Source organism: Sphingosinithalassobacter tenebrarum (assembly GCF_011057975.1).
GTDB classification, from domain to species: domain Bacteria; phylum Pseudomonadota; class Alphaproteobacteria; order Sphingomonadales; family Sphingomonadaceae; genus Sphingomonas; species Sphingomonas tenebrarum.
In genome coordinates this window covers 231,040-250,786 of record NZ_CP049109.1, presented here as the reverse complement: position 1 = coordinate 250,786, position 19,747 = coordinate 231,040, and the positions used below count along the sequence as shown (strand labels likewise).

19 protein-coding genes are annotated in these 19,747 nt (G+C 64.3%); 9 read left to right on the top strand and 10 right to left on the bottom strand.

What is annotated here, in order from left to right:
* Positions 1–11: 11 nt before the first annotated feature.
* Complete coding sequence (locus G5C33_RS01300) at positions 12–521, bottom strand: hypothetical protein (protein WP_165325556.1); 510 nt, start codon at positions 519–521, stop codon at positions 12–14.
* 20 nt (positions 522–541) lie between these two features.
* Positions 542–1,759, bottom strand: a complete 1,218-nt coding sequence (locus G5C33_RS01295) for a UbiH/UbiF/VisC/COQ6 family ubiquinone biosynthesis hydroxylase (protein ID WP_165325555.1) — start codon at positions 1,757–1,759, stop codon at positions 542–544.
* Positions 1,760–1,885: 126 nt separating this feature from the next.
* Between G5C33_RS01295 and G5C33_RS01290 the strand changes: the two genes are divergently transcribed.
* From G5C33_RS01290 to ribA, 4 genes are all read left to right on the top strand, one after another.
* On the top strand, positions 1,886–4,186 hold the full coding sequence (locus tag G5C33_RS01290; protein ID WP_165325554.1) for a DNA translocase FtsK: 2,301 nt from the start codon (positions 1,886–1,888) through the stop codon (positions 4,184–4,186).
* Between the two features lie 108 nt (positions 4,187–4,294).
* On the top strand, positions 4,295–4,894 hold the full coding sequence (locus G5C33_RS01285) for a LolA family protein (protein WP_165328643.1): 600 nt from the start codon (positions 4,295–4,297) through the stop codon (positions 4,892–4,894).
* A 259-nt stretch (positions 4,895–5,153) separates the two neighbouring features.
* Positions 5,154–5,948, top strand: a complete 795-nt coding sequence (locus G5C33_RS01280; RefSeq protein ID WP_165325553.1) for an exodeoxyribonuclease III — start codon at positions 5,154–5,156, stop codon at positions 5,946–5,948.
* The gene (ribA, locus tag G5C33_RS01275; RefSeq protein ID WP_228275155.1) at positions 5,945–7,000 is read left to right on the top strand and encodes a GTP cyclohydrolase II; all 1,056 of its coding nucleotides are present in this window, start codon (positions 5,945–5,947) and stop codon (positions 6,998–7,000) included. Before G5C33_RS01280 ends, ribA begins: the two co-directional genes overlap by 4 nt.
* Here the strand turns inward: ribA and G5C33_RS01270 are convergent.
* Together G5C33_RS01270 and G5C33_RS01265 are read right to left on the bottom strand one after the other, a co-directional pair.
* The gene (locus G5C33_RS01270; protein ID WP_165325552.1) at positions 6,997–7,659 is read right to left on the bottom strand and encodes an HAD family hydrolase; all 663 of its coding nucleotides are present in this window, start codon (positions 7,657–7,659) and stop codon (positions 6,997–6,999) included. The two genes, ribA and G5C33_RS01270, sit on opposite strands and share 4 nt — an antisense overlap.
* The gene (locus tag G5C33_RS01265; RefSeq protein ID WP_165325551.1) at positions 7,656–8,324 is read right to left on the bottom strand and encodes a YggS family pyridoxal phosphate-dependent enzyme; all 669 of its coding nucleotides are present in this window, start codon (positions 8,322–8,324) and stop codon (positions 7,656–7,658) included. Before G5C33_RS01265 ends, G5C33_RS01270 begins: the two co-directional genes overlap by 4 nt.
* 22 nt (positions 8,325–8,346) lie before the next feature.
* On the opposite strand from G5C33_RS01265, the gene G5C33_RS01260 reads away from it, so the two are divergent.
* The gene (locus G5C33_RS01260; protein WP_228275154.1) at positions 8,347–8,907 is read left to right on the top strand and encodes a thiamine phosphate synthase; all 561 of its coding nucleotides are present in this window, start codon (positions 8,347–8,349) and stop codon (positions 8,905–8,907) included.
* On the opposite strand, the gene G5C33_RS01255 is transcribed toward G5C33_RS01260, so the two are convergent.
* Positions 8,880–9,593, bottom strand: coding sequence for a hypothetical protein (locus tag G5C33_RS01255; protein WP_165325550.1), 714 nt, complete (start codon positions 9,591–9,593; stop codon positions 8,880–8,882). The two genes, G5C33_RS01260 and G5C33_RS01255, sit on opposite strands and share 28 nt — an antisense overlap.
* Positions 9,594–9,763: 170 nt before the next feature.
* On the opposite strand from G5C33_RS01255, the gene G5C33_RS01250 reads away from it, so the two are divergent.
* From G5C33_RS01250 to holA, 4 genes are read left to right on the top strand one after another with little or no spacing between them, the layout of a single operon-like run.
* Complete coding sequence (locus G5C33_RS01250; RefSeq protein ID WP_206518609.1) at positions 9,764–10,201, top strand: DUF3576 domain-containing protein; 438 nt, start codon at positions 9,764–9,766, stop codon at positions 10,199–10,201.
* Between the two features lie 18 nt (positions 10,202–10,219).
* On the top strand, positions 10,220–12,736 hold the full coding sequence (gene leuS / locus G5C33_RS01245; protein ID WP_165325549.1) for a leucine--tRNA ligase: 2,517 nt from the start codon (positions 10,220–10,222) through the stop codon (positions 12,734–12,736).
* Positions 12,733–13,227 (top strand): LPS assembly lipoprotein LptE, encoded by a 495-nt coding sequence (gene lptE, locus G5C33_RS01240; RefSeq protein WP_165325548.1) that lies wholly within the window; start codon positions 12,733–12,735, stop codon positions 13,225–13,227. Before leuS ends, lptE begins: the two co-directional genes overlap by 4 nt.
* Entirely contained in the window at positions 13,224–14,237 is a 1,014-nt protein-coding gene (gene holA / locus G5C33_RS01235; RefSeq protein ID WP_165325547.1) for a DNA polymerase III subunit delta, read from the top strand. The genes lptE and holA overlap by 4 nt, the downstream gene beginning before the upstream one ends.
* A 4-nt stretch (positions 14,238–14,241) precedes the next feature.
* On the opposite strand, the gene G5C33_RS01230 is transcribed toward holA, so the two are convergent.
* Genes G5C33_RS01230 through mnmE form a run of 5 tightly spaced genes read right to left on the bottom strand, consistent with a single transcriptional unit; the run spans position 14,242 to position 19,743 of the window.
* Complete coding sequence (locus tag G5C33_RS01230; RefSeq protein WP_165325546.1) at positions 14,242–15,159, bottom strand: ParB/RepB/Spo0J family partition protein; 918 nt, start codon at positions 15,157–15,159, stop codon at positions 14,242–14,244.
* Positions 15,156–15,938, bottom strand: coding sequence for a ParA family protein (locus tag G5C33_RS01225; RefSeq protein ID WP_165325545.1), 783 nt, complete (start codon positions 15,936–15,938; stop codon positions 15,156–15,158). Before G5C33_RS01225 ends, G5C33_RS01230 begins: the two co-directional genes overlap by 4 nt.
* Entirely contained in the window at positions 15,935–16,561 is a 627-nt protein-coding gene (rsmG, locus tag G5C33_RS01220) for a 16S rRNA (guanine(527)-N(7))-methyltransferase RsmG (RefSeq protein WP_165325544.1), read from the bottom strand. Before rsmG ends, G5C33_RS01225 begins: the two co-directional genes overlap by 4 nt.
* Positions 16,558–18,396, bottom strand: coding sequence for a tRNA uridine-5-carboxymethylaminomethyl(34) synthesis enzyme MnmG (gene mnmG, locus G5C33_RS01215; RefSeq protein ID WP_165325543.1), 1,839 nt, complete (start codon positions 18,394–18,396; stop codon positions 16,558–16,560). The genes rsmG and mnmG overlap by 4 nt, the downstream gene beginning before the upstream one ends.
* Before the next feature lie 57 nt (positions 18,397–18,453).
* Positions 18,454–19,743, bottom strand: coding sequence for a tRNA uridine-5-carboxymethylaminomethyl(34) synthesis GTPase MnmE (gene mnmE, locus G5C33_RS01210; RefSeq protein ID WP_407698059.1), 1,290 nt, complete (start codon positions 19,741–19,743; stop codon positions 18,454–18,456).
* Between the last annotated feature and the right edge of the window lie 4 nt (positions 19,744–19,747).

The window sequence follows — 19,747 nt, the reverse complement described above, 5'->3', positions numbered from 1 at the left end:
GCGAGTGCGTGTCACGGCGCGACGCGATACCCATCCTCGGGCGAGACCCAGATCACCGGTATCGCAGTGTCGGCACCCACTTCGCCGTCATAGGTGATTTCCGTGCGCAGCCGGTCGCCATCGGGCAAATAGCGCGTACAGATTTCCGGTCCGATCGCTGACGACATTGCCGAAACCAGCTGATCGCGAAACGAATCGGCGGGGGCGCCCGTCATCGGCGCACCATCGACTCTGATCGTTGCGGTGCGCAGATCGTCCTCGGTCGTGTATCCGCACACCGCATCGTCGCGAACGATGACGTCAGTGACCGTTTCCATCGTGATCACCGGCGAAATGCCCAGCAACACGAGCGCGGTGTTCGCGTAGCTGCCGTCGGGCTGAAGTTCGTATCCCGCCAGCGCCTTGCACGTCTTCGCCGCGATATCGGGAGCATAGCATTGCATCTTGCCCTCGCGGGCGGGTGCGAGCGGATCGGCGGCTTGCGGTGCAGCCAGCGCTGCGAGAATGGAAAGAACCATCATGTCGCGCACTCTCCGTCAGGTCAGGCAGGCATCCCCTGCAGCAATTTCGGCACCGATCCGCTTTCGCCGCGCGCTTCGGCCATGAAGCCGTCCTTGAGCGGGCCGACGCGGTCGACCAGATTGAGCCCGAAACGGCGGATGCGCGAGGCGGTCTTACCCGGCACGCCGAACAGGTGCGTCAGCCCGTCGGTCGCCAGCGCGACCATGAAGGTGTCGAGCGCCCGCCAGCGCTGATAGCGTTCGAGCAGCGCGGGATCGCCCATGTCGAGCCCGAGGCGCTTGCCATCGACCAGCACTTCGACCAGCGCGGCGACGTCGCGGAAGCCGACATTGACGCCCTGGCCCGCGATTGGATGGATGCCGTGCGCCGAATCGCCGACCAGCGCGAGCCGGTGATCGACGATCTGCGCGGCATGGTGGAAACCGAGCGGATAGCTCGACCGGCGGCCGAGCGGGCCGAGACGCCCAAGGAAGCCACCGGTCTTCTTGTCGATTTCGGCAAGGAAGCCGCGGTCGGACAATTTGAGCAGCCCGGGTGCCTCATGCCGCTTCACCGACCAGACGATCGCCGAGCGATGGCCCTGCGCATCATCGTTGAGCGGCAGCAGCGCGAACGGGCCCTGCGGATAGAAGATCTCGAAGGCGACATTGCCGTGCGGCACTTTGTGATGGATCGAAGTGACCAAGGCGGTGTGATCATATTGCCAGCGCGCAGACTTGATTCCCGCCGCCTCGCGCGTCGGCGAATTGCGGCCCTCGGCGGCGATCAGCAGCGAGGCATGGACGGTATCGCCCGAATCGAGCGTCGCAGTGACGCCATGATCGCCCCGTTCGACCGTCACTGCACGCGTCTTCATCCGCAGGTCGACATTGGGAGCCGCTCTGGCAGCCTCGTAGAGCGCGGTGCGCAACAGGCGGTTTTCGTACATCACGCCGAGCGCCGCTTCATCCGCGCCCGCATCGAAATCGAGCTTACCCGGATCAAGGCCGTCCGAAACGCGGATGCTTTCGATCGGGCAGCCCTTGCCCGCCAGCCGATCGCCGACGCCGATCGCTTCGAGCATCCGGTGCGGCGCACTGGCGACTGCCGAGGCGCGGCCATCGAATTCGGCAGCGAGGATCACGTCGGGATCGGCGATGTCGACGACAATCGCGGTTAGGCCATGCGCGTCGAGCGCGGTCGCGAGCGCGCTGCCGACCAGCCCGCCGCCAAGGATTAGAACATCTGCCCGGTTCATGCCGCTTTGGGTAGGCGCTTGCAGCGCAAACGGCAATGCCGCAGGGGGCGGCCCGCCGCCTTGACGGCGGTCTCGGTTCGCGCGATGTTCCACCATCCAGATAGCGAAAAATTCGGAGTTTCAGGCATGGCCACCCGAGCCCAGCCCCCGGCGCTGCGCGACACGGTGAAAGCGGGCGCGCGGCGCAGCGGCGCGCTGATCGCGGGGACATTGCTATTCCTCGCGATGATCGCGCTGATCCTGGCGCTGGCGAGCTATCACCCCTCCGATCCTTCGGCGAACACGGCCGCTGGCGGGCCGGTACGCAATCTGCTCGGCATGCCCGGCGCCTGGATCGCCGATCTGCTGCTCGCGATCGGCGGATTGCCGATGGTGCTGCTGACTCCGGTAGGGCTTATCATCGCCAATCGCCTGTGGCGCGACCGGTCGATTGCCGGTTGGCCGAAGATGTTGCGCGGCGCGACTATCGGCGTGGTTCTGATGGGCACGGCGCTCTCGTTCGTATCGAGCGGGTCGGTGCAGCAGCTGTCCGGGGGATGGGGCGGTACGCTCGGCCTCGCCATTTCGGGTGTCGTCCGCTGGGCGCTTTCCTTCATCGGAGAGCCGAACGCCGAATTCTGGATCGGCAGCGTGATCGGGCTGGTCTGCGGCGTGGCGGGCGTAGTCTGGTGGGCCCGCGCGCTCGAACTGAGCCTTCCCGAAGGCGGATTGCGATTGCCGCGCCGGGAACCGCGCGCACCACGCGAACCGGTCGCCGCCCCCGAACCCGCACCGGAGCGGGAGCCCGCGGCAAAGCCGGCGCCGCGCAAGGTGGCGGTACCGGAGAACCGGCCCGCTCCGGTCATTGCCGATCGCAATGTCTCACCTTCGCCTGCACGCACCAAGCCGGCACAGACGCAGCTCGCCTTCCCCGACAGCTTCCGGCTGCCGTCGATCGAACTGCTGGCGGCGCCTTCCGAAAACGGCAATGCGGCGATCGACAAGGCGGCGCTCGAACGCAATGCGCGGCTGCTCGAAAGCGTGCTCGAGGACTTTCACGTCAAGGGTTCGATCGTCGAGGTCCGCCCCGGCCCGGTAGTCACCATGTACGAGCTCGAACCGGCGAGTGGGATCAAGGCGAGCCGCGTCATCCAGCTTGCCGACGATATCGCGCGCAACATGAGCGCGATCTCCGCGCGCGTCGCGACCATTCCCGGACGAAGCGTGATCGGGATCGAACTGCCCAACGCAAAACGCGAATCGGTCAATCTCCACGAACTGATCGCCAGCGAGGCGTTCGAGGCGCCCAATGCCTCGCTTCCCATCGTGCTCGGCAAGAATATCGCGGGCGATCCCGTCGTCGCCGATCTCGCGCCGATGCCGCATCTGCTGGTCGCGGGCACCACCGGCTCGGGCAAGTCGGTCGGCCTCAACTGCATGATCCTGTCGCTGCTCTACCGGCTTACCCCCGATCAGTGCCGAATGATCATGATCGATCCGAAGATGCTGGAACTCAGCATGTACAAGGATATCCCGCACCTCCTCGCCGACGTCGTGACCGAGCCCGCCAAGGCCGTACGCGCGCTGAAATGGGCAGTCGAGCAGATGGAGGAGCGCTATCGCATGATGGCGTCGGTAAACGTCCGCAGCCTGGCGAGCTTCAACGACAAGGTGCGCACCGCCAGAGCCAAGGGGCAGAAGCTCGGTCGCCGCGTGCAGACCGGCTATGATCAGGATACCGGCCAGCCGATATACGAGGAGGAAGCGCTCGACCTCACCCCGCTGCCGCAGATCGTGGTGATCGTCGACGAGCTCGCCGACCTGATGATGCAGGCGGGCAAGGAAGTCGAATTCCTGATCCAGCGCCTCGCGCAAAAGGCGCGTGCGGCGGGCATCCACCTGATCATGGCGACGCAGCGCCCCTCGGTCGACGTCATCACCGGTGTGATCAAGGCCAATCTGCCGACGCGCATCAGCTTCCACGTCACGTCGAAGATCGATTCGCGCACGATCCTGGGCGAACAAGGCGCCGAACAGCTGCTCGGCAAGGGCGACATGCTCTATATGCCCGGCGGCAAGCAGATCGTCCGCGTCCACGGTCCCTTCGTTTCGGACGACGAAGTACAGGCAGTCGCCGATCATTGGCGTTCGCAGGGCCAGCCCGACTATATCCAGGCGGTAACCGAAGAGCCCGAAGACGGCGGCTTCGCGCTAGACGGCGCACCGGGCGGCGACGACAGCCCCGAAGCGCAGCAATTCCGCCAGGCCTGTCAGCTTGTCGCGGAAAGCCAGAAGGCGTCGACGTCATGGCTGCAGCGGCAAATGCGCATCGGTTACAACAGCGCCGCGCGCCTGATCGAGCGGATGGAGCGCGAGGGGCTGGTGTCCAAGCCCGACCATGTCGGCCGTCGCGACGTATTGATGGATACCGAGGGCCGGCCGCTGTAAGGGCGCATCGGGGATCGAAGCGCTCGCCGAAAGGTTCAGGGCGCGTTCAATCCCGCGCTGCCATTTCGGCGCACCAGTCGAACGAGAGAGGAATTTTCCTTGTCGCGCATGATTTTCGCCGCCGCGCTGGCCGCACCAGTGCTGATTTCCGCCGCGCCGGTGCAGGACAGCGCCGTCGACCAGGTGGAACGCCATTTGCGCAGCGTCGATTCGATGGTCGCCGAGTTTCAGCAGATTGACCGCAACGGCCGTGTGCTGACCGGTACCATGTCGCTCAAGCGCCCCGGCAAGATCCGTTTCCAGTATGAGCGCGGCGTGCCGCAGCTGATCGTGGCCGACGGCAGTTCGCTCTATTTCATCGATTATCAGGTGCGTCAGGTCGAGCGCTGGCCGATCGGCAATTCGCCGCTGGCGGTGCTGCTCGATCCCGATCGCGATATCGGCAAGTTCGCCCGGTCGGTGCCGACGCGCGATCCGCGCATCGTCTCGATCGAAGTGCATGATCCCGATCATCCCGAATATGGGCGGATAACGCTGATCTTTCAAAAAGATGGTTCGGCGCCGGGCGGGTTGATGCTGCAGGGCTGGGTCGCGCTCGATTCGCAGAACAACCGCACGACGATTCGCCTGTCCGATCAGCGGACGAATGTCCCGGTGTCGGACAGAACGTTCCGCTGGAACGATCCGCGGCGCGGCGGACGCCCCTGACGCCGGGATTCGTTCATCTGAGCGACAGCTTCGGACGTTTACAAGCGTGGTTGCGGATGGGGTTCGCGATCGGGATTTTTCCCCCTGTTGCCCGAAAGTGTCTCCCATCCCGCCTGCGTGACGAACGCTAGGTCGGCCCTCGCTCCTTTTGCCCCCGGAGCGGGGGCCTTTTCGTTTTCGAATCTGATTCAGATATGCTGAGTCAGGTACGGCACCGGCCCACTGGCGCTCGGGCGGGGCGATGGCTACATCCCCCACAATGTCCGACACGCTCAAGATCGCTTCCTGGAACATCAATTCGGTCCGCTTTCGCATGCCGATCGTCGAACGCTTTCTCACCGAAGAGGCGCCCGACATATTATGCCTCCAGGAAACCAAGGTGATGGACGCCGATTTCCCGCACGCCCCGCTGCGCGCGCTCGGCTATGAGCATATCGTCATCAACGGCCAGCGGATGCATCATGGCGTCGCTATCCTGAGCAAGGTGCCGCTCGAAGCCGACGACCGGCTCGACTGGCAAGCCAATGGCGAGGCACGACATGTCGGCGTGAAACTGGAAAACGGCATAAGGCTCGAAAATGTCTATGTCCCCGCCGGAGGCGACATCCCCGACCGCGAGAAAAACCCCAAATTCGGCCAGAAGCTCGACTTTCTCGAGCGCATGACACGTTGGTCGGAGGGGCTCGACATCCCGACGATCCTGGTCGGCGATTTCAACATCGCGCCGCTCGAATGCGATGTGTGGAGCCACAGGCAGCTGCTCGATGTCGTCAGCCACACGCCGATCGAAGTCGAAACGCTGGGCAGGTTGCAGGCCGCGCATGACTGGGTCGATCTCGGCCGCAAGTTCATTCCTGCGCCCGAGCGCTGCTACACATGGTGGAGCTACCGCGCCAAGGACTGGACGGCGTCGGATCGCGGGCGGCGGCTCGATCATATGTGGGCGAGCCCCGGGGTCGCCAGGGCGGCCACAGGCCATAAGGTGCACGAGCCCTGCCGCAGCTGGCTCAAACCCTCAGACCATGTGCCTATCGTCACGGAGTTTGCGTTTTGATCTACGCCGATGCGATCGATTCGGCGCTTGCGATGCTGCGGCGCGGACGTGCCGTGATCATCGAGGACGGGGAGGCGGCGCTGGCCTGCATCGCTGTGGAGCTGGCGAGTCCCAGGGTCTTCGATGCCTTTGCCGATGGCGGCGAAGTCGAACTGCTTGCCTCACGCGATCGCATGGCAGCGTTGAAGGCCGGTCTCGAAGATATCGAAGGCGATGCCGTCAGCGTCACGACGGAAGGGCCGATGACGCTCGACATTGCTCGCGCTGTGGCCAATCCGCTGCTCGACGCATCGGTTGCGCTGCCGCGGCTGCGCCTCGCCGAGCCCGGCCCCGCAACCGTCGCCCATGCCGCCATGCGCCTCGCCAAGACCGCCGAGCTGTTACCCGCTTTACTGGTCCGACCCGCGACCGCCACCGAAGGGCCGCGCGTTTCCGCCGGCGACATTCTGCACTATTCGGCACCCGAAACCCTGCGGATCATCGCCGGGGCCGAATTGCCAATCCACGATGATGAAGGCGCCCGGCTGATGGCCTTTGCCGGCGCGGCGGGTGCCGAGGTCCATGTCGCGCTGATCCTCGGCGATCCCGATTTCAGCCAGCCGACGCTTGTACGGCTCCATTCGGAATGCCTGACGGGCGATGTCTTCGGATCGCTGCGCTGTGATTGCGGGCCGCAGCTCGCGGCGGCGAAGCAGACCATTCTCGAAGCCGGCGGTGGTGTCGTCCTCTATCTGCGGCAGGAAGGGCGCAAGATCGGGCTTGCGAACAAGATGCGCGCCTATGCGCTGCAGGGACGCGGATACGACACGGTCGACGCCAATTTCCATATCGGATTCGGCGCCGACGACCGCGACTATGATGTCGCCGCGCGGATGCTGCGGTTGATGGGAATCGAACAGGTAAGGCTACTCACCAACAATCCCGAAAAAGTCGCCGGGCTGCGCAAGGCCGGGATCGGGGTCGTCGAGCGGGTACCCCTGAGGATCGCGGCCAATCCGCACAATGAACGCTATCTCGACACCAAGCGCGACCGCAGCGGCCACGAACTTTAGGAAATCAGTCGCGCCACGTCGCTGAAATCGGCGGCCACGTCATGAACGCCAAGGTCGCGGAGGCGATCGGCATGGCCGGGGCCGCAATGGCTTCCCGCGCACAGTCCGATGACATGCGCGCCCGACGCGACCGCGCCCTTGGCGCCGACCGGCGAATCCTCGAGAATCACCGTGCGGCGGATGTCAGCGCCGATCGCGTCGGCGGCGTGGAGATAGAGGTCGGGCGCGGGCTTACCGCGCGCGACATGCTCCTTGCCGCTGTAGAGATGCGGGTCGAACGCATCGCGGATGCCGAGATGATCGAGATGCGTGGCGATCCACTCGGTCGCGCTCGAAGATGCGATGGCACGGGGAATATCGCGCGGAAGGCCGCGGACGAAGGCGATCGCGCCCGCCACCGGATCGATGCCTTCGGCCATCACCCGTCGATTCTCCGCCTCGCGCGCCGGATGGAAATCCTCGGGCAGCGGCCCACCGATCCAATTTTCTAGCGCCGAGAGGAATTCCGGCCCCGCCAGTCCCATGAAATTCGCCATCGAATCCTCGGGCGAAGTCGGATGGCCGATGCCGGTCAGATATTCGGCGATATGCGCGTTGCCCGAATATTCGCTTTCGAGCAGCACCCCGTCGAAATCGAAGATGATCGCATCGAACTTCATGCCCGTTCCCCGAACAGTGCGGTACCGACCCGGACATGTGTAGCACCCAGGGTGACGGCGGTTTCGAAATCGGCCGACATGCCCATGCTGAGCGCATCGAGCCCATGATCTCGCGCGAGCTTTGCCAGCAAGGCGAAATAGGGCGCCGGTTCCACTTCCTGCGGCGGTACGCACATCAATCCCGCGACCGGCAACTCCGCCGTGCGTGCTTCGGCGAGCAAGGCGGCGAGGCTAGCAACGTCGCACCCGCCCTTTTGCGGCTCGTCGCCGATATTGACCTGAAGGAAGCAGGCTGGGCGCCTGCCCGCCTTGTCCATTTCCTTGGCAAGTGCGGTCACCAGAGAACTGCGGTCGACCGAGTGGATCGCGTCGAACAGCGCAACGGCATCGTCTGCCTTGTTCGATTGCAGCTGGCCGACGAGATGTAACGCGATCCCGGGCGTCTCCTCACGCAGTCGGGGCCATTTCGCAGCGGCTTCCTGCACCCGGTTCTCGCCAAAGATCCGCTGGCCTGCGGCGATCAGCGGGCGAATCGCATCGGCCTCGTGCATCTTCGATACGGCGATCAGCGTGGTCGAGCCGGCCGGGCGGCCGGCAAGCGATTCGGCACGCGCGATACGGTCGGTAACCGCCGCGAGCCGGGCAGGGGCATCGTCGGATTGCATGCGCGCCGCTATAGGAGGGCGCATGCAGCGCCGCCAGCCCCCGATTCCCAAGCTATGGCTGATGACCGACGCGCGGATGGGCGATTCGCTCTGGCAGGCGCTCGAACGGCTGCCGCGCGGATCGGGTGTGGTTTTCCGGCACTATGACGTGCCGCCCGCCGCGCGGCGAAGGCTCTTCGCGCGCGTCGCGGCGGTGGCGCGGCGCCGCCGGCTGCTGCTGATCGTCGCCGGCCCGGCCCGGATGGGACGCAAGGCGGACGGCGTTCATGGCGATCTGCCGCGGCGACGGCAGGGGATACGGACCGTTGCGGTGCATGATCGGCGCGAGGCGGTGGCCGCGATGCGTGCGGGCGCCGACGCGGTGTTCGTGTCGCCCGTCTTTCCGACGCGCTCGCATCCCGGCGCCGCCGCATTGGGACGCGTGCGGACGGGGTTGCTGATTCGCGACATGCCGATGCCGGTGATTGCGCTTGGCGGCATGAATGAACGGCGCGCCCGCGGTTTGCGCGCACTCGGCATTTATCGATGGGCGGGAATCGACGCCTGGCGCGGCGATCAGAAGCGGAAGGCAGTGCCGATATAGACGGCCTGGCGATCCTGCTGGTCCTCGGTCAGCGACGTCGGCAACCGATTGCGATCGCCATCGGCCTCGTACCGGATGCCGGCGCGAACATCGAGGTTGCGCGTAACCGAATAGGAACCACCGACGTCGATCGAATAGTCCGATACACCATCGACCAGCTTCGCGGCGCCGGCAGGCGTAGCTGAAGGCGCGGCGGCGCGGACGCGGCTCGGGCGGCTCGACGGCACGTAGCTCGAGCCGGTATCGACTGGCTGCGCGTCGGCTGTCGGCGAGACCAGTTCGAGCTGTGTCACGCTCCCCGTCGCAGCAGCATGTTTCCAGCCGACTGTGCGGGCCAGATCATATTCGATCGGAGCGACGTTAACCGAAGTCGACTTGATCGGTGAGCCGGTCAGCTTGTCGCCGATGCTGGCCGCGGCGCGCGAAGCCACGCTGTTCGATCCGCGGGTTTCGGATGGCGTGAATTGCATGCCACGCGTGCCGACACTGCCGCTCCGTACCAGCTGCGCGAGACGCGGATCGGCGGCGGCCGGCGTAAACATGTCCAGATCGACGGCCGAGGCGACAAAGCTGGGCGCCGTTGCGGCCTCGAAGCCCTTTTCCTCGGCGTGCAGCGCGGACACGGCGAGCCCGGCGGCAGCGGCTGCCCCCAGACCAATTCCCGACATCCAGCGCTTGCGTGACATTTCCGACTCCGTTTCCACCACATTGTTACCATGATTGCGGCGAATGGTTCCACCGGGGAATCGTTTTTCGGGGCAACTGTTGCACACTGTCCACATCGCGCGATGCTTGCGGCATGCGCACCAGCTCCTATAGAGGCGTTTCCATGGATTTTCGTGTTGGGATGTTGCCGATGAACCGCCCCCTTAGCCTTGCGATTCTGGTGCCGCTGCTGTGCGTGACGGCGGCATGCGGAGGCGGCAACGACCGTCCCCGCGCCGATATCGCCGCGTCGCAGACGACGACGATCGGGGTGAACAGCTATTTGTGGCGTGCGAGCCTCGACACGCTGAGCTTCATGCCGCTGCTGCAGACCGATTCGAACGGTGGCGTTATCGTGACCGACTGGTACGTCAATCCGAATGTGCCGAGCGAGCGGATGAAAGTGACGGTGACGATCCTCGACCAGGATCTGCGTGCCGATGCGCTTCGCGTCGCCGCACAGCGGCAGATGAACCAGGGCGGCCAGTGGATCGACGCGCCGGTCAAGGCGGCAACGGTGCAGAAGCTTGAGGACATTATTCTCACGCGCGCCCGCGACCTGCGTCGTTCGGCGATCGTCTCCGACTGATCTTCAGGAGCTGAATTGATGGCGTCGCGGTTCAATCCGCTCAAGGCGGACGCGGCGTGGCAGAAAGTGTGGGAAGAACGCCGCACTTTCGCCGCGCGTGACGATTCGCCCAAGCCCAAAAGCTACGTGCTCGAGATGTTCCCCTATCCTTCGGGGCGCATCCATATGGGCCATGTCCGCAACTATACGATGGGCGACGTGCTGGCGCGCTTTCGCCGCATGACCGGCCATGAAGTGCTTCACCCGATGGGGTGGGACGCATTCGGCATGCCCGCCGAAAATGCCGCGATGGAAAAGAAGGTCCATCCCGGCTCCTGGACGCGCGAAAATATCGACACGATGCGCGCACAGCTGAAGCGACTCGGCTTCGCGCTCGACTGGACGCGCGAACTGGCGACGTGCGAGCCCGAATATTACGGGCACGAACAAGCGCTGTTCCTCGATTTCCTCGAAGCGGGGCTGGTCTATCGCAAAAAGGCGACAGTGAACTGGGACCCGGTCGACATGACCGTGCTCGCCAACGAGCAGGTGATCGACGGCAAGGGCTGGCGTTCGGGCGCCGAAGTCGAGAAGCGCCAGCTCGACCAGTGGTTTTTGAAGATCACCGATTTTGCCGACGACCTGCTCGAAGGGCTGAAGTCGCTCGATCACTGGCCCGACAAGGTCAAGCTGATGCAGGAAAACTGGATCGGCAAGAGTCAGGGCCTGCAGTTCCGGTTTGCCTTGTCCGACGGCAGAGACGTCGAAGTCTTCACCACGCGTCCCGACACGATTTTCGGATCGAGCTTTGTCGCCATCTCCGCCGATCACCCAATTGCACAGAAGCTGGCCGAGGGGTCGGAAGACGTCGCTGCCTTCATCGCCAGGTGCAAGGCTGGTGGGACGAGCGCTGCCGAGATCGAAACGCAGGAGAAGCTGGGTTTCGATACCGGACTTACTGCGACACATCCCTTTGATTCGGAATGGAAAATTCCGGTATACATCGCCAATTTCGTGCTGATGGACTATGGCGTCGGCGCGGTGTTCGGCGTCCCCGCGCACGACCAGCGCGACCTGGATTTCGCGCGCAAATACGGCCTGCCGGTACGCCGCGTGGTTTCCGAAGGCGATAACGAAGCGCCCGAATTTCATGGCGACGAGGCCTATACCGGCCCCGGCACGCTGGTGAATTCGCATTTCCTCAACGGCATGGACGTTGCCGACGCCAAGCGCGAAGTGATTACCCGCGCCGAAGCCGATGGTTGGGGGCAGGGGACAACCGTCTGGCGCCTGCGCGACTGGGGCGTCAGCCGGCAGCGCTACTGGGGCACGCCGATTCCGATCATCCGCTGCGAAAGCTGTGGGTCGGTGCCGGTGCCGCGCGATCAGCTGCCGGTGAAGCTGCCCGAGGATGTGTCGTTCGAAATTCCCGGCAACCCGCTGGTACGGCACCCGACGTGGAAGCATGTCGATTGCCCGAGCTGCGGCGGCAAGGCCGAGCGCGAGACCGACACGCTCGACACCTTCGCCGATTCCTCCTGGTATTTCATCCGTTTCGCCAGCCAGCCCGACGACAAGCCGTTCGACAAGGCGATTGCCGAGCAATGGCTGCCGGTGGGGCAGTATATCGGCGGGGTCGAGCATGCGATCCTGCACTTGCTCTATGCCCGCTTCTTCACCCGCGCGCTTCAGCATATCGGCAAGCTCGACGTCGCCGAACCGTTCGCGGGGCTGTTCACCCAAGGGATGGTGACGCACGAGACCTATTATCGCGGCGATGGCAGCCACCGGGTCTGGTACAATCCCGAAGAGCTCGACATTTCCGGCGGGTCAGCAACACTGAAGCAAGACGGCCAGTCCGTTTCGATCGGCCGCATCGAGAAGATGTCGAAGTCGAAGAAGAATACCGTCGACCCGACCGAAATCGTCGACCAGTACGGCGCCGACGCCGTGCGCTGGTTCATGCTCTCCGATTCGCCGCCCGAGCGCGACCTGGAATGGAGCGAGAACGGCATCGAAGGTGCCTGGCGCTTCGTCAATCGCCTGTGGCGGCTGTTCGACGGGCTTGAGGACGCGCAGGGCGAGGACAAGGGCCTCGACCGCAAGCTGCATCAGACCATTGCGGGCGTTGCCGAGGACATCGAGGGACTTTCATTCAACAAGGCCGTCGCCAAGCTTTATGAGCTGGTCAACGCCGTCGAAAAGGCCAAGCCCTCGGCATCGCGCACGGCCGCGATCCGCACATTGGCGCGGATCGTCGCGCCGATGGTTCCGCATTTCGCCGAGGAAGTCTGGGCGACGATGGGCGAAGAGGGGCTGATTGCCGACGCGGCGTGGCCGCAAGTCGATTCGGCCCTGCTCGTCGAGGACGAAGTCACCGTGGCAATCCAGGTGAATGGCAAGCTGCGCGATACGCTGCTACTGCCCAAGGGCTCCCCGCGCGAGTCGGTCGAGGCCGCCGCGCTGGCATCGGAGAAAATCGTGCGCCTGCTCGAGGGCAAGGCGCCCAAAAAGGTGATCGTGGTGCCCGACCGGCTGGTGAACATCGTCGCATGAGGATCGCCGCGGCCCTGCTGGCGCTGACGGCACTTTCGGGCTGCGGTCTGACGCCGCTCTATGGCGGCGGCGCCGGCGGCCCCGTGCGTTCGACGATGGCGGCGATTGAAGTCGCTCCGATGGAGGGCGAGGCCGGCTGGCTGATGGCGAACGCGTTGCGTGATCGGTTGCGCGCCGGAGAGGCCAGTTCGCCGCGCTATCGCCTCGAAGTGCGACTCGATGACCAGATCACTGGGCTCGGCGTGCGCAGCGACGACAGCGTGGCACGCGAGCGCCGCACGCTACGCGCGCGATATCAGTTGATCGACCTGTCTACCGGAGCGGTGGTGCTCGATGCGACTGCGGGTTCCGATGCGGGCGTCGACGTCGTCGGATCCCAATATGCGACCATCGCGGCCGAGCGGAGCGCGCTGGAAAGGCTTTCGGGAATCGTCGCCGATCAGATTGTCGCCAGACTGGCGCGCTTTGCCCGCACCGACGGACAACCGTGAAGGCCAGCGCCGCGCAGATGCGGGCGCAGCTGGCCGGCCCCGATCCGAAAATCCGGCTGTTCCTGCTCTACGGCCCCGACGAATCGGGAGCCAGCGACACGGGCACCAGGCTCGCTGGCGCGATGGGCCCGGACATTGAGAAAATAGATATAAATTCCAAAGAGTTAAAGGATAGTCCGGGGCGACTCGCGGATGAAGCCGCTTCGCTTTCGCTGTTCGGCGAACGGCGGCTGATACGGATCTTCGGCGCGGAAGACAGCGGCGTGGAAGCGTTCCGGCTGCTGCTCGATGCCGACGCCGCGGAAAATCCGGTGATCGCCACAGGGCCAGCGCTCAAGAACAGCAGCAAGCTGGTGAAGCTGGCGATCGCCTCGCCGCTCGCTCTGGCGCAGGCTTTCTACGTTCCCGAAGGACAGGATGCGGCGCGCCTTGCGATCAACATCGCGCGCGACCACGGCCTGCGCTTGACGGGGGATACGGCCCAGCAGCTCGCTTCGGCCGCTGCCGGGGATCGCGCTATTCTTTCCCGCGAAATCGAAAAGCTCGCCCTGTTTCTCGATGCCGGACCGGAGCGGCCGCGCGATGCCGATGCCCTGGCGCTTGAAGCGATAGGGGCCGATATTGGTGAACCCGAACTGTTCCGCACGATCGAAACGATTGTCGAAGGGCGGGTTCGCGAGATCGGCGATGAACTAACCGAGCTGAATGCAAGCGGCGGATCGGGCATTCCCCTGCTTCGCATGCTGACGCGCCGATTGATCACACTGGCCGAATTGCGCGCTCAGGTCGATGCGGGCGCATCGATCGAACAAGCGACCGAAAAGACCTTCTTCCGTGAAAAGCCGGCGACCATTCGCGCACTCAAACGCTGGAACAGCCGGCAATTGGCGCACGCGATCAATCGCGCGCGCCGGGTCGAGCGGGACATGATGCATGGCGCGAGCGCCGGCGAAGTGCTCGCCGAAGCCGAATGCGCGGCGATCGCACGCGCGGCGGCGCGCATGCGCTGAAGCCTCAGATACGCTCCCCACTCAGCCGTTGGCAGACCATGTCCAGCTGATCGAGCGTCGAGTAGGAGAGGGCGAGCGTCCCGCCCTTGGGGCCGTGAGTTATCTTCACCTTCAACCCAAGCACATCGCCAAGCTGGTTTTCCAGCGCAGCGATATCGGCACTGCCGCCGGGCGCCGCTGCCGGGCGCGGTGCTCTTGCAGCATTTTCGCCGCTTTCGCCGGGCTTTGCGCGACGCACCAGCGCTTCGGTCTCGCGCACGGACAGGTCCTGGTCGATCACCTTGCGGGCGAGCGCCTCAGGATCGTCAGCGCCAATCAAGGCGCGTGCATGTCCCATCTTCAGCGCGCCATCGACGACATATTTCTGAATAACCGGGGGCAAGTCGAGCAGCCGCATCAGATTGGCGATATGGCTGCGCGATTTGTGGACGATGCGCGACAACGCTTCCTGCGTGTGCTGAAATTCCTCGATCAACTTGCGATAGGCCTCGGCCTCCTCGATCGCATTGAGGTCCTGCCGCTGGATATTTTCTACCAGCGCAATTTCCAGCGTTTCGGCCTCGGTCAGCTCGCGGATGACTACCGGAACCTCGTGAAGGCGCGCCCTTTGGGCAGCACGCCAGCGACGCTCGCCGGCAACGATCTGATACCCCTTGCCGAACGGCCGGACGACGATTGGCTGGATCAGTCCCCGCGTCCGAATTGAAGCCGCCAGTTCATCCAGCGCATCGTCGTCGAAATGCCGCCGTGGCTGCTCGGGATGCGGCGCAAGCGCAGTGACGGGCAGCGATCGGATACCGAGGCTGGACTCCCCACCGCCAACCGGCTCCTCGGGAAGCGATTCGCCAAGCAACGCGCTGAGACCGCGGCCGAGACCGGGACGCTGTTTACGACTGGAAGCGGGGCTGGGCGTGTCGGTCATGCGGCCTTCTTGAGCTTGGGCAATCGGTCGATAACTTCGCGCGCCAACGCGATATAGGCTTCCGATCCCGGGCATTTATAATCGTATATCAGCGCGGGAACGCCGTGGCTGGGCGCTTCGGACAGTCGGACATTCCGCGGAATCACCGTTTCGAACACCACCCGACCCAACACCGCGCGAACATCGTCGGATACCTGGTCGGTCAGACGATTGCGGCGGTCATACATGGTCAGCACGACACCGAGGATCGACAGGCCCGGATTGAAGCGTCCACGTATGCGCTCGACTGTATTCAGAAGCTGGCTCAAACCTTCCAGCGCGAAGAATTCGCATTGCAGGGGCACGAGCAGCGCATGGGAGGCGACCATCGCATTGATCGTGAGCAGCCCGAGCGAGGGGGGGCAATCGATCAGCACCACATCCCAGCGATCGCTGGTATCACGCGCAATCGAAGCGTCGAGGCGATGGGTGCGGGCTTCGAATTCGATCAACTCGATCTCGGCACCCGAAAGATCCTGAGTCGCCGGCACGATATCCAGACCCGGAACCCGGGTGGAAACGGCGACATCGTCGAGCGTCAATTCCCCGACCAGAAGATCATAGGTCGAGCGTTCGCGGTCGGCGCGACCGATACCAAGCCCGGTCGACGCGTTACCCTGTGGATCCAGGTCGATGAGTAGCACGCGCTGCCCGGTCGCGGCGAGCGCCGTCCCTACATTTATCGCGGTCGTCGTTTTACCGACGCCCCCTTTCTGGTTGGCAATTGCGATGCAAATCATCTGGGGCGAACCTCGCGCGCGACGACAATGCCGGATTCAGGATCGGTGATGCTCTGTTCCACGTGAAACGAACCTTGCCATGTCAGCCGCGCGGCTTCCACCTCTGATTGCGCATTTCGCCCTTTGGGAAGCAGCCAAAGCGTGTTTCGATCCGCGCAATGCCGCGCCGCGGAAAAAAGATCCGGTAAGGCTGCCACCGCGCGCGCCGAAATTACTGCTGCCGGGCGAGACAGCCGATGACGTTCGATCCGCGAAGCCACCACGGTAACACGATCGGCCAGTCCGAGCGTTTCGATACATCGGTCGAGAAAGGCGACACGTTTGGCGCGCGGCTCGACAAGCGTGAAGCGGCGTCGAGAATCGAGGATTGCCACCACTAACCCGGGTAGTCCCGCGCCGGTGCCGATGTCTATCCACTCCCCGGTGCCGGCATGCTCCGTGCAAAGCGCCAACTGCGCCGAATCAACGATATGGCGGACCCATAGCGACGGGACGGTCGAAGCCGAGATAAGATTCTGCTGCCCGGTCTCTTCGATCAGAAGCTCCGCAAAGCGCGACAGCATTGTTCCACGTGAAACGTCCCAGCGCGCCGCAATCCATGCTCTTGCTTCGTCCTCGGTCATGCCGCGGTGCGCCGCTTGCTATGGAGATAGATGGCGGAGATTGCCGCCGGCGTGATTCCACGTATTCGTCCCGCTTCTCCCAGCGTCGCCGGTCGCGCCTTGGAAAGCCGCTCGATCATCTCATTGGATAGCCCCGAGATGCGCGAATATTCGATGTCGGAGGGCAGGGGGATGCGGTCATTGGCGCGTTGTGCGTCGATTTCGCTCTCCTGCCGCTCGAGATAGGGCGCATATCGCGCATCGTCGACAAACTCAGCCAGCACATCCGCGGGCGCGACACAATCCGGTACAAGATCGCGCGGAGCAATGCCGGGAAAGCGCAACCAGGCGGCAGCGCTACGTCGAGCGCCGTCCTGCGCCACCGAGAGACCGCGCGCCCGAAGCTGCGAAGCAGTGAGTTCAATGTCGAACATCCGCTCCAACTGCTGGCGCGCCGAAACACGGGACGCAAATCGCTCGCGGCGTTCCGCACCGAGGCATTCGAGCGTATCAGCGATCGGAGTCAAACGGGTTTCAGCATTGTCGGCCCGAAGCCGCAGCCGATATTCGGCGCGAGCGGTGAGCATGCGATAGGGTTCGGTGATTCCCTGCAGCACCAGATCATCGATCATTACACCGAGATAGCTGCTGTCGCGATCCAATATCACCGGCGCCAGATCGCAAGCATGCGCCGCCGCGTTCAGGCCAGCGATCAGGCCCTGGCCGGCCGCCTCTTCATAACCCGTGGTGCCATTGATCTGGCCCGCGCAGAAAATGCCGACGATGTCCGGCAGCGCCAGCCTTCGGTCGAGTGATCGCGGGTCGATATGATCATACTCGACCGCATAACCGGGCACGACAATCTGCGCGCGCTCCAGACCCGCGATCGCATTCACCATCCGTTGCTGCGTGTCTGCCGGCAGCGAGGTCGAAAGACCGTTGGGATAGACCAGCTCGGTGGCGAGTCCTTCGGGTTCGAGGAAAATCTGATGCCCGTCGCGATCCCCGAAGCGGTGAATCTTGTCTTCGATCGAGGGACAATAGCGCGGCCCCTGAGCGTCGATAGCGCCTGAAAAGAGCGGCGACCGATCCAGGTCGGCCCGGATGTGCCCGTGTGCGACTTCATTCGTTCGGGTAATCGCGCAATGAAGCTGCGGCAGCACACGATGCGCCGTCATTGGCGACATGGTCCAGGGATCGCGATCGGAGGGCTGCTCTTCGAGTCTCGCCCATTCAATCGTCCGGCCGTCGATTCGGGGCGGTGTACCTGTCTTCAGTCGCGCCATCGGCAGCGAAAGATCGCGTAGCTGCCTGGCAATGCGCGACGCCGCCGCCTCGCCGATACGCCCGCCGTCCAGCCTTTCATCGCCGCGAAAAATGCGTCCGCCGAGAAACGTCCCCGTTGCCAGCACCACCGCGCGACCGCGAAGCGTGGTACCATCCGCCAGTTCGACGCCCGCGACGGAATCGCCCTGCAGAAGCAAGGCTGCGGCTTCGCCCTCCACCAGAGACAGGTTTTGCTGGGTGCCCAGCATCGCTTGAATGGCGGCAGCATAGCGCGTTCGGTCAGCCTGAACGCGTGGTCCCTGCACCGCCGAGCCCTTGCTGCGGTTTAGCATGCGATAGTGAATTGCAGCCATGTCGGCAGCACGCGCGATCAGGCCGTCAAAGGCATCAACCTCCCGAACCAGATGCCCTTTGCCGAGCCCCCCGATAGCGGGATTGCACGACATGGCTCCCAGATTTGCGAGGTCGAAGCTGACAAGCGCGGTACGGGCACCGCGACGTGCGGCCCCGGCCGCTGCCTCGGTGCCTGCATGTCCGCCACCGATCACGATGACATCGAATTCCGACATGCGCTCCCGCTAGAGCTTCACTGCGCCCGCGTCAAAGCTGTTCCACGTGGAACAACGCTATTTCCCGATGCAGAAGCGCGAAAACAGCGCGTCGAGCATCGATTCGACATCCGCTCGGCCGGTAATCGAATCGAATGCGGCCCGTGCAGCACGGAGATGCTCCGCCATCAGGATTTCGTCCTGCTCAACCGCGCAACTGCGCAGCGCCAACGCAGCGCGTGCGCCGAGGTCGCGCTGGCGGGCATTGAAGGTGATGGCATCCTCGGGCGGAAGGAGTGTCTGCGCCAGTGCGTCCAATGCCTCCCAGAGTTCGGCAATTCCTACGCCGCTATGCGCTGAAACCGCAATCCGGCCCTCCGGTACCACAGACCGCTCAGCCGCGTCGGCACGCGCATGCACGGCGATCGCATTGCCCAGGTCAGGCGGCGCGTCATCGCCAAGCCACAAGATGATATCCGCGTTCTCAAGTGCGTCACGGGCGCGGGCAATACCGATCGCTTCGATCGCATCGCTGGTCGATTCGGCCAGACCCGCAGTATCAATGAATAGATAGGCAATGCCGCCATGAAACAACGGCACTTCGATCCGGTCGCGGGTCGTCCCCGCGATCGGCGAGACAATTGCGGCATCGCGGCCGGCAAGCGCGTTCAGCAGAGTAGACTTTCCCGCATTGGGCGGGCCGGCAAGCACCACCCGCAGGCCATCGTGCAGACGCTCCGCAGGCGGCAGCGCCAGAATGGCCGCAATCTCTTCTACCAGAGCGGCCGCGTCGGCACGTATCCGTGCGATGCCCGCCTGCGATGCAGCGACATCCTCCTCGTCGGAATGATCGAGCATCGCTTCGAGCCGGGCAGCGATGGCCAGAAGCCGCTGCGTCCACGCTTCGATGCGCGCGCGCAATCCCCCCTCGGCAAGCGCCAGCGCACGACGTCGCTGTGCCTCGGTTTCCGCAGACAGAAGATCGCCAAGTCCTTCCGCTTCAGTCAGGTCGATCCGGCCATTGGCGAGAGCGCGTCGCGTGAACTCGCCGGGCTCGGCGCGCCGGAGTCCCGGAATAGCGGCCAGTGCCTGTTCAACCCGACGCACTACGGCCCGGCCGCCGTGGAGATGCAACTCGACAATGTCTTCGCCCGTCGCACTGGCCGGCTCGGGGAAGCAAAGCACGAGCGCCCGATCCAGCGGCGACCCGCTATCGGGATCGCTCAGCAGCCGAACCGCGGCACGGCGCGCCTCGGGCAAATCCCCGGCAAGCTTCCGCGCCGCCGGCAGGGCCGCGTGCCCGCTTATCCTTAGCACGGCGATCGCTGCGGGGGGCAATCCGCTCGAGATCGCGAAAATGGTGTCCACGAAG

Bases quoted from the DNA above. Each gene is read 5' to 3' on its own strand.
- G5C33_RS01300 (WP_165325556.1), bottom strand. From the start codon at position 521: ATGATGGTTCTTTCCATTCTCGCAGCGCTGGCTGCACCGCAAGCCGCC.
- G5C33_RS01295 (WP_165325555.1), bottom strand. From the start codon at position 1,759: ATGAACCGGGCAGATGTTCTAATCCTTGGCGGCGGGCTGGTCGGCAGC.
- G5C33_RS01290 (WP_165325554.1), top strand. From the start codon at position 1,886: ATGGCCACCCGAGCCCAGCCCCCGGCGCTGCGCGACACGGTGAAAGCG.
- G5C33_RS01285 (WP_165328643.1), top strand. From the start codon at position 4,295: ATGATTTTCGCCGCCGCGCTGGCCGCACCAGTGCTGATTTCCGCCGCG.
- G5C33_RS01280 (WP_165325553.1), top strand. From the start codon at position 5,154: ATGTCCGACACGCTCAAGATCGCTTCCTGGAACATCAATTCGGTCCGC.
- G5C33_RS01270 (WP_165325552.1), bottom strand. From the start codon at position 7,659: ATGAAGTTCGATGCGATCATCTTCGATTTCGACGGGGTGCTGCTCGAA.
- G5C33_RS01265 (WP_165325551.1), bottom strand. From the start codon at position 8,324: ATGCAATCCGACGATGCCCCTGCCCGGCTCGCGGCGGTTACCGACCGT.
- G5C33_RS01260 (WP_228275154.1), top strand. From the start codon at position 8,347: ATGCAGCGCCGCCAGCCCCCGATTCCCAAGCTATGGCTGATGACCGAC.
- G5C33_RS01255 (WP_165325550.1), bottom strand. From the start codon at position 9,593: ATGTCACGCAAGCGCTGGATGTCGGGAATTGGTCTGGGGGCAGCCGCT.
- G5C33_RS01250 (WP_206518609.1), top strand. From the start codon at position 9,764: ATGAACCGCCCCCTTAGCCTTGCGATTCTGGTGCCGCTGCTGTGCGTG.
- leuS (WP_165325549.1), top strand. From the start codon at position 10,220: ATGGCGTCGCGGTTCAATCCGCTCAAGGCGGACGCGGCGTGGCAGAAA.
- lptE (WP_165325548.1), top strand. From the start codon at position 12,733: ATGAGGATCGCCGCGGCCCTGCTGGCGCTGACGGCACTTTCGGGCTGC.
- G5C33_RS01230 (WP_165325546.1), bottom strand. From the start codon at position 15,159: ATGACCGACACGCCCAGCCCCGCTTCCAGTCGTAAACAGCGTCCCGGT.
- G5C33_RS01225 (WP_165325545.1), bottom strand. From the start codon at position 15,938: ATGATTTGCATCGCAATTGCCAACCAGAAAGGGGGCGTCGGTAAAACG.
- rsmG (WP_165325544.1), bottom strand. From the start codon at position 16,561: ATGACCGAGGACGAAGCAAGAGCATGGATTGCGGCGCGCTGGGACGTT.
- mnmG (WP_165325543.1), bottom strand. From the start codon at position 18,396: ATGTCGGAATTCGATGTCATCGTGATCGGTGGCGGACATGCAGGCACC.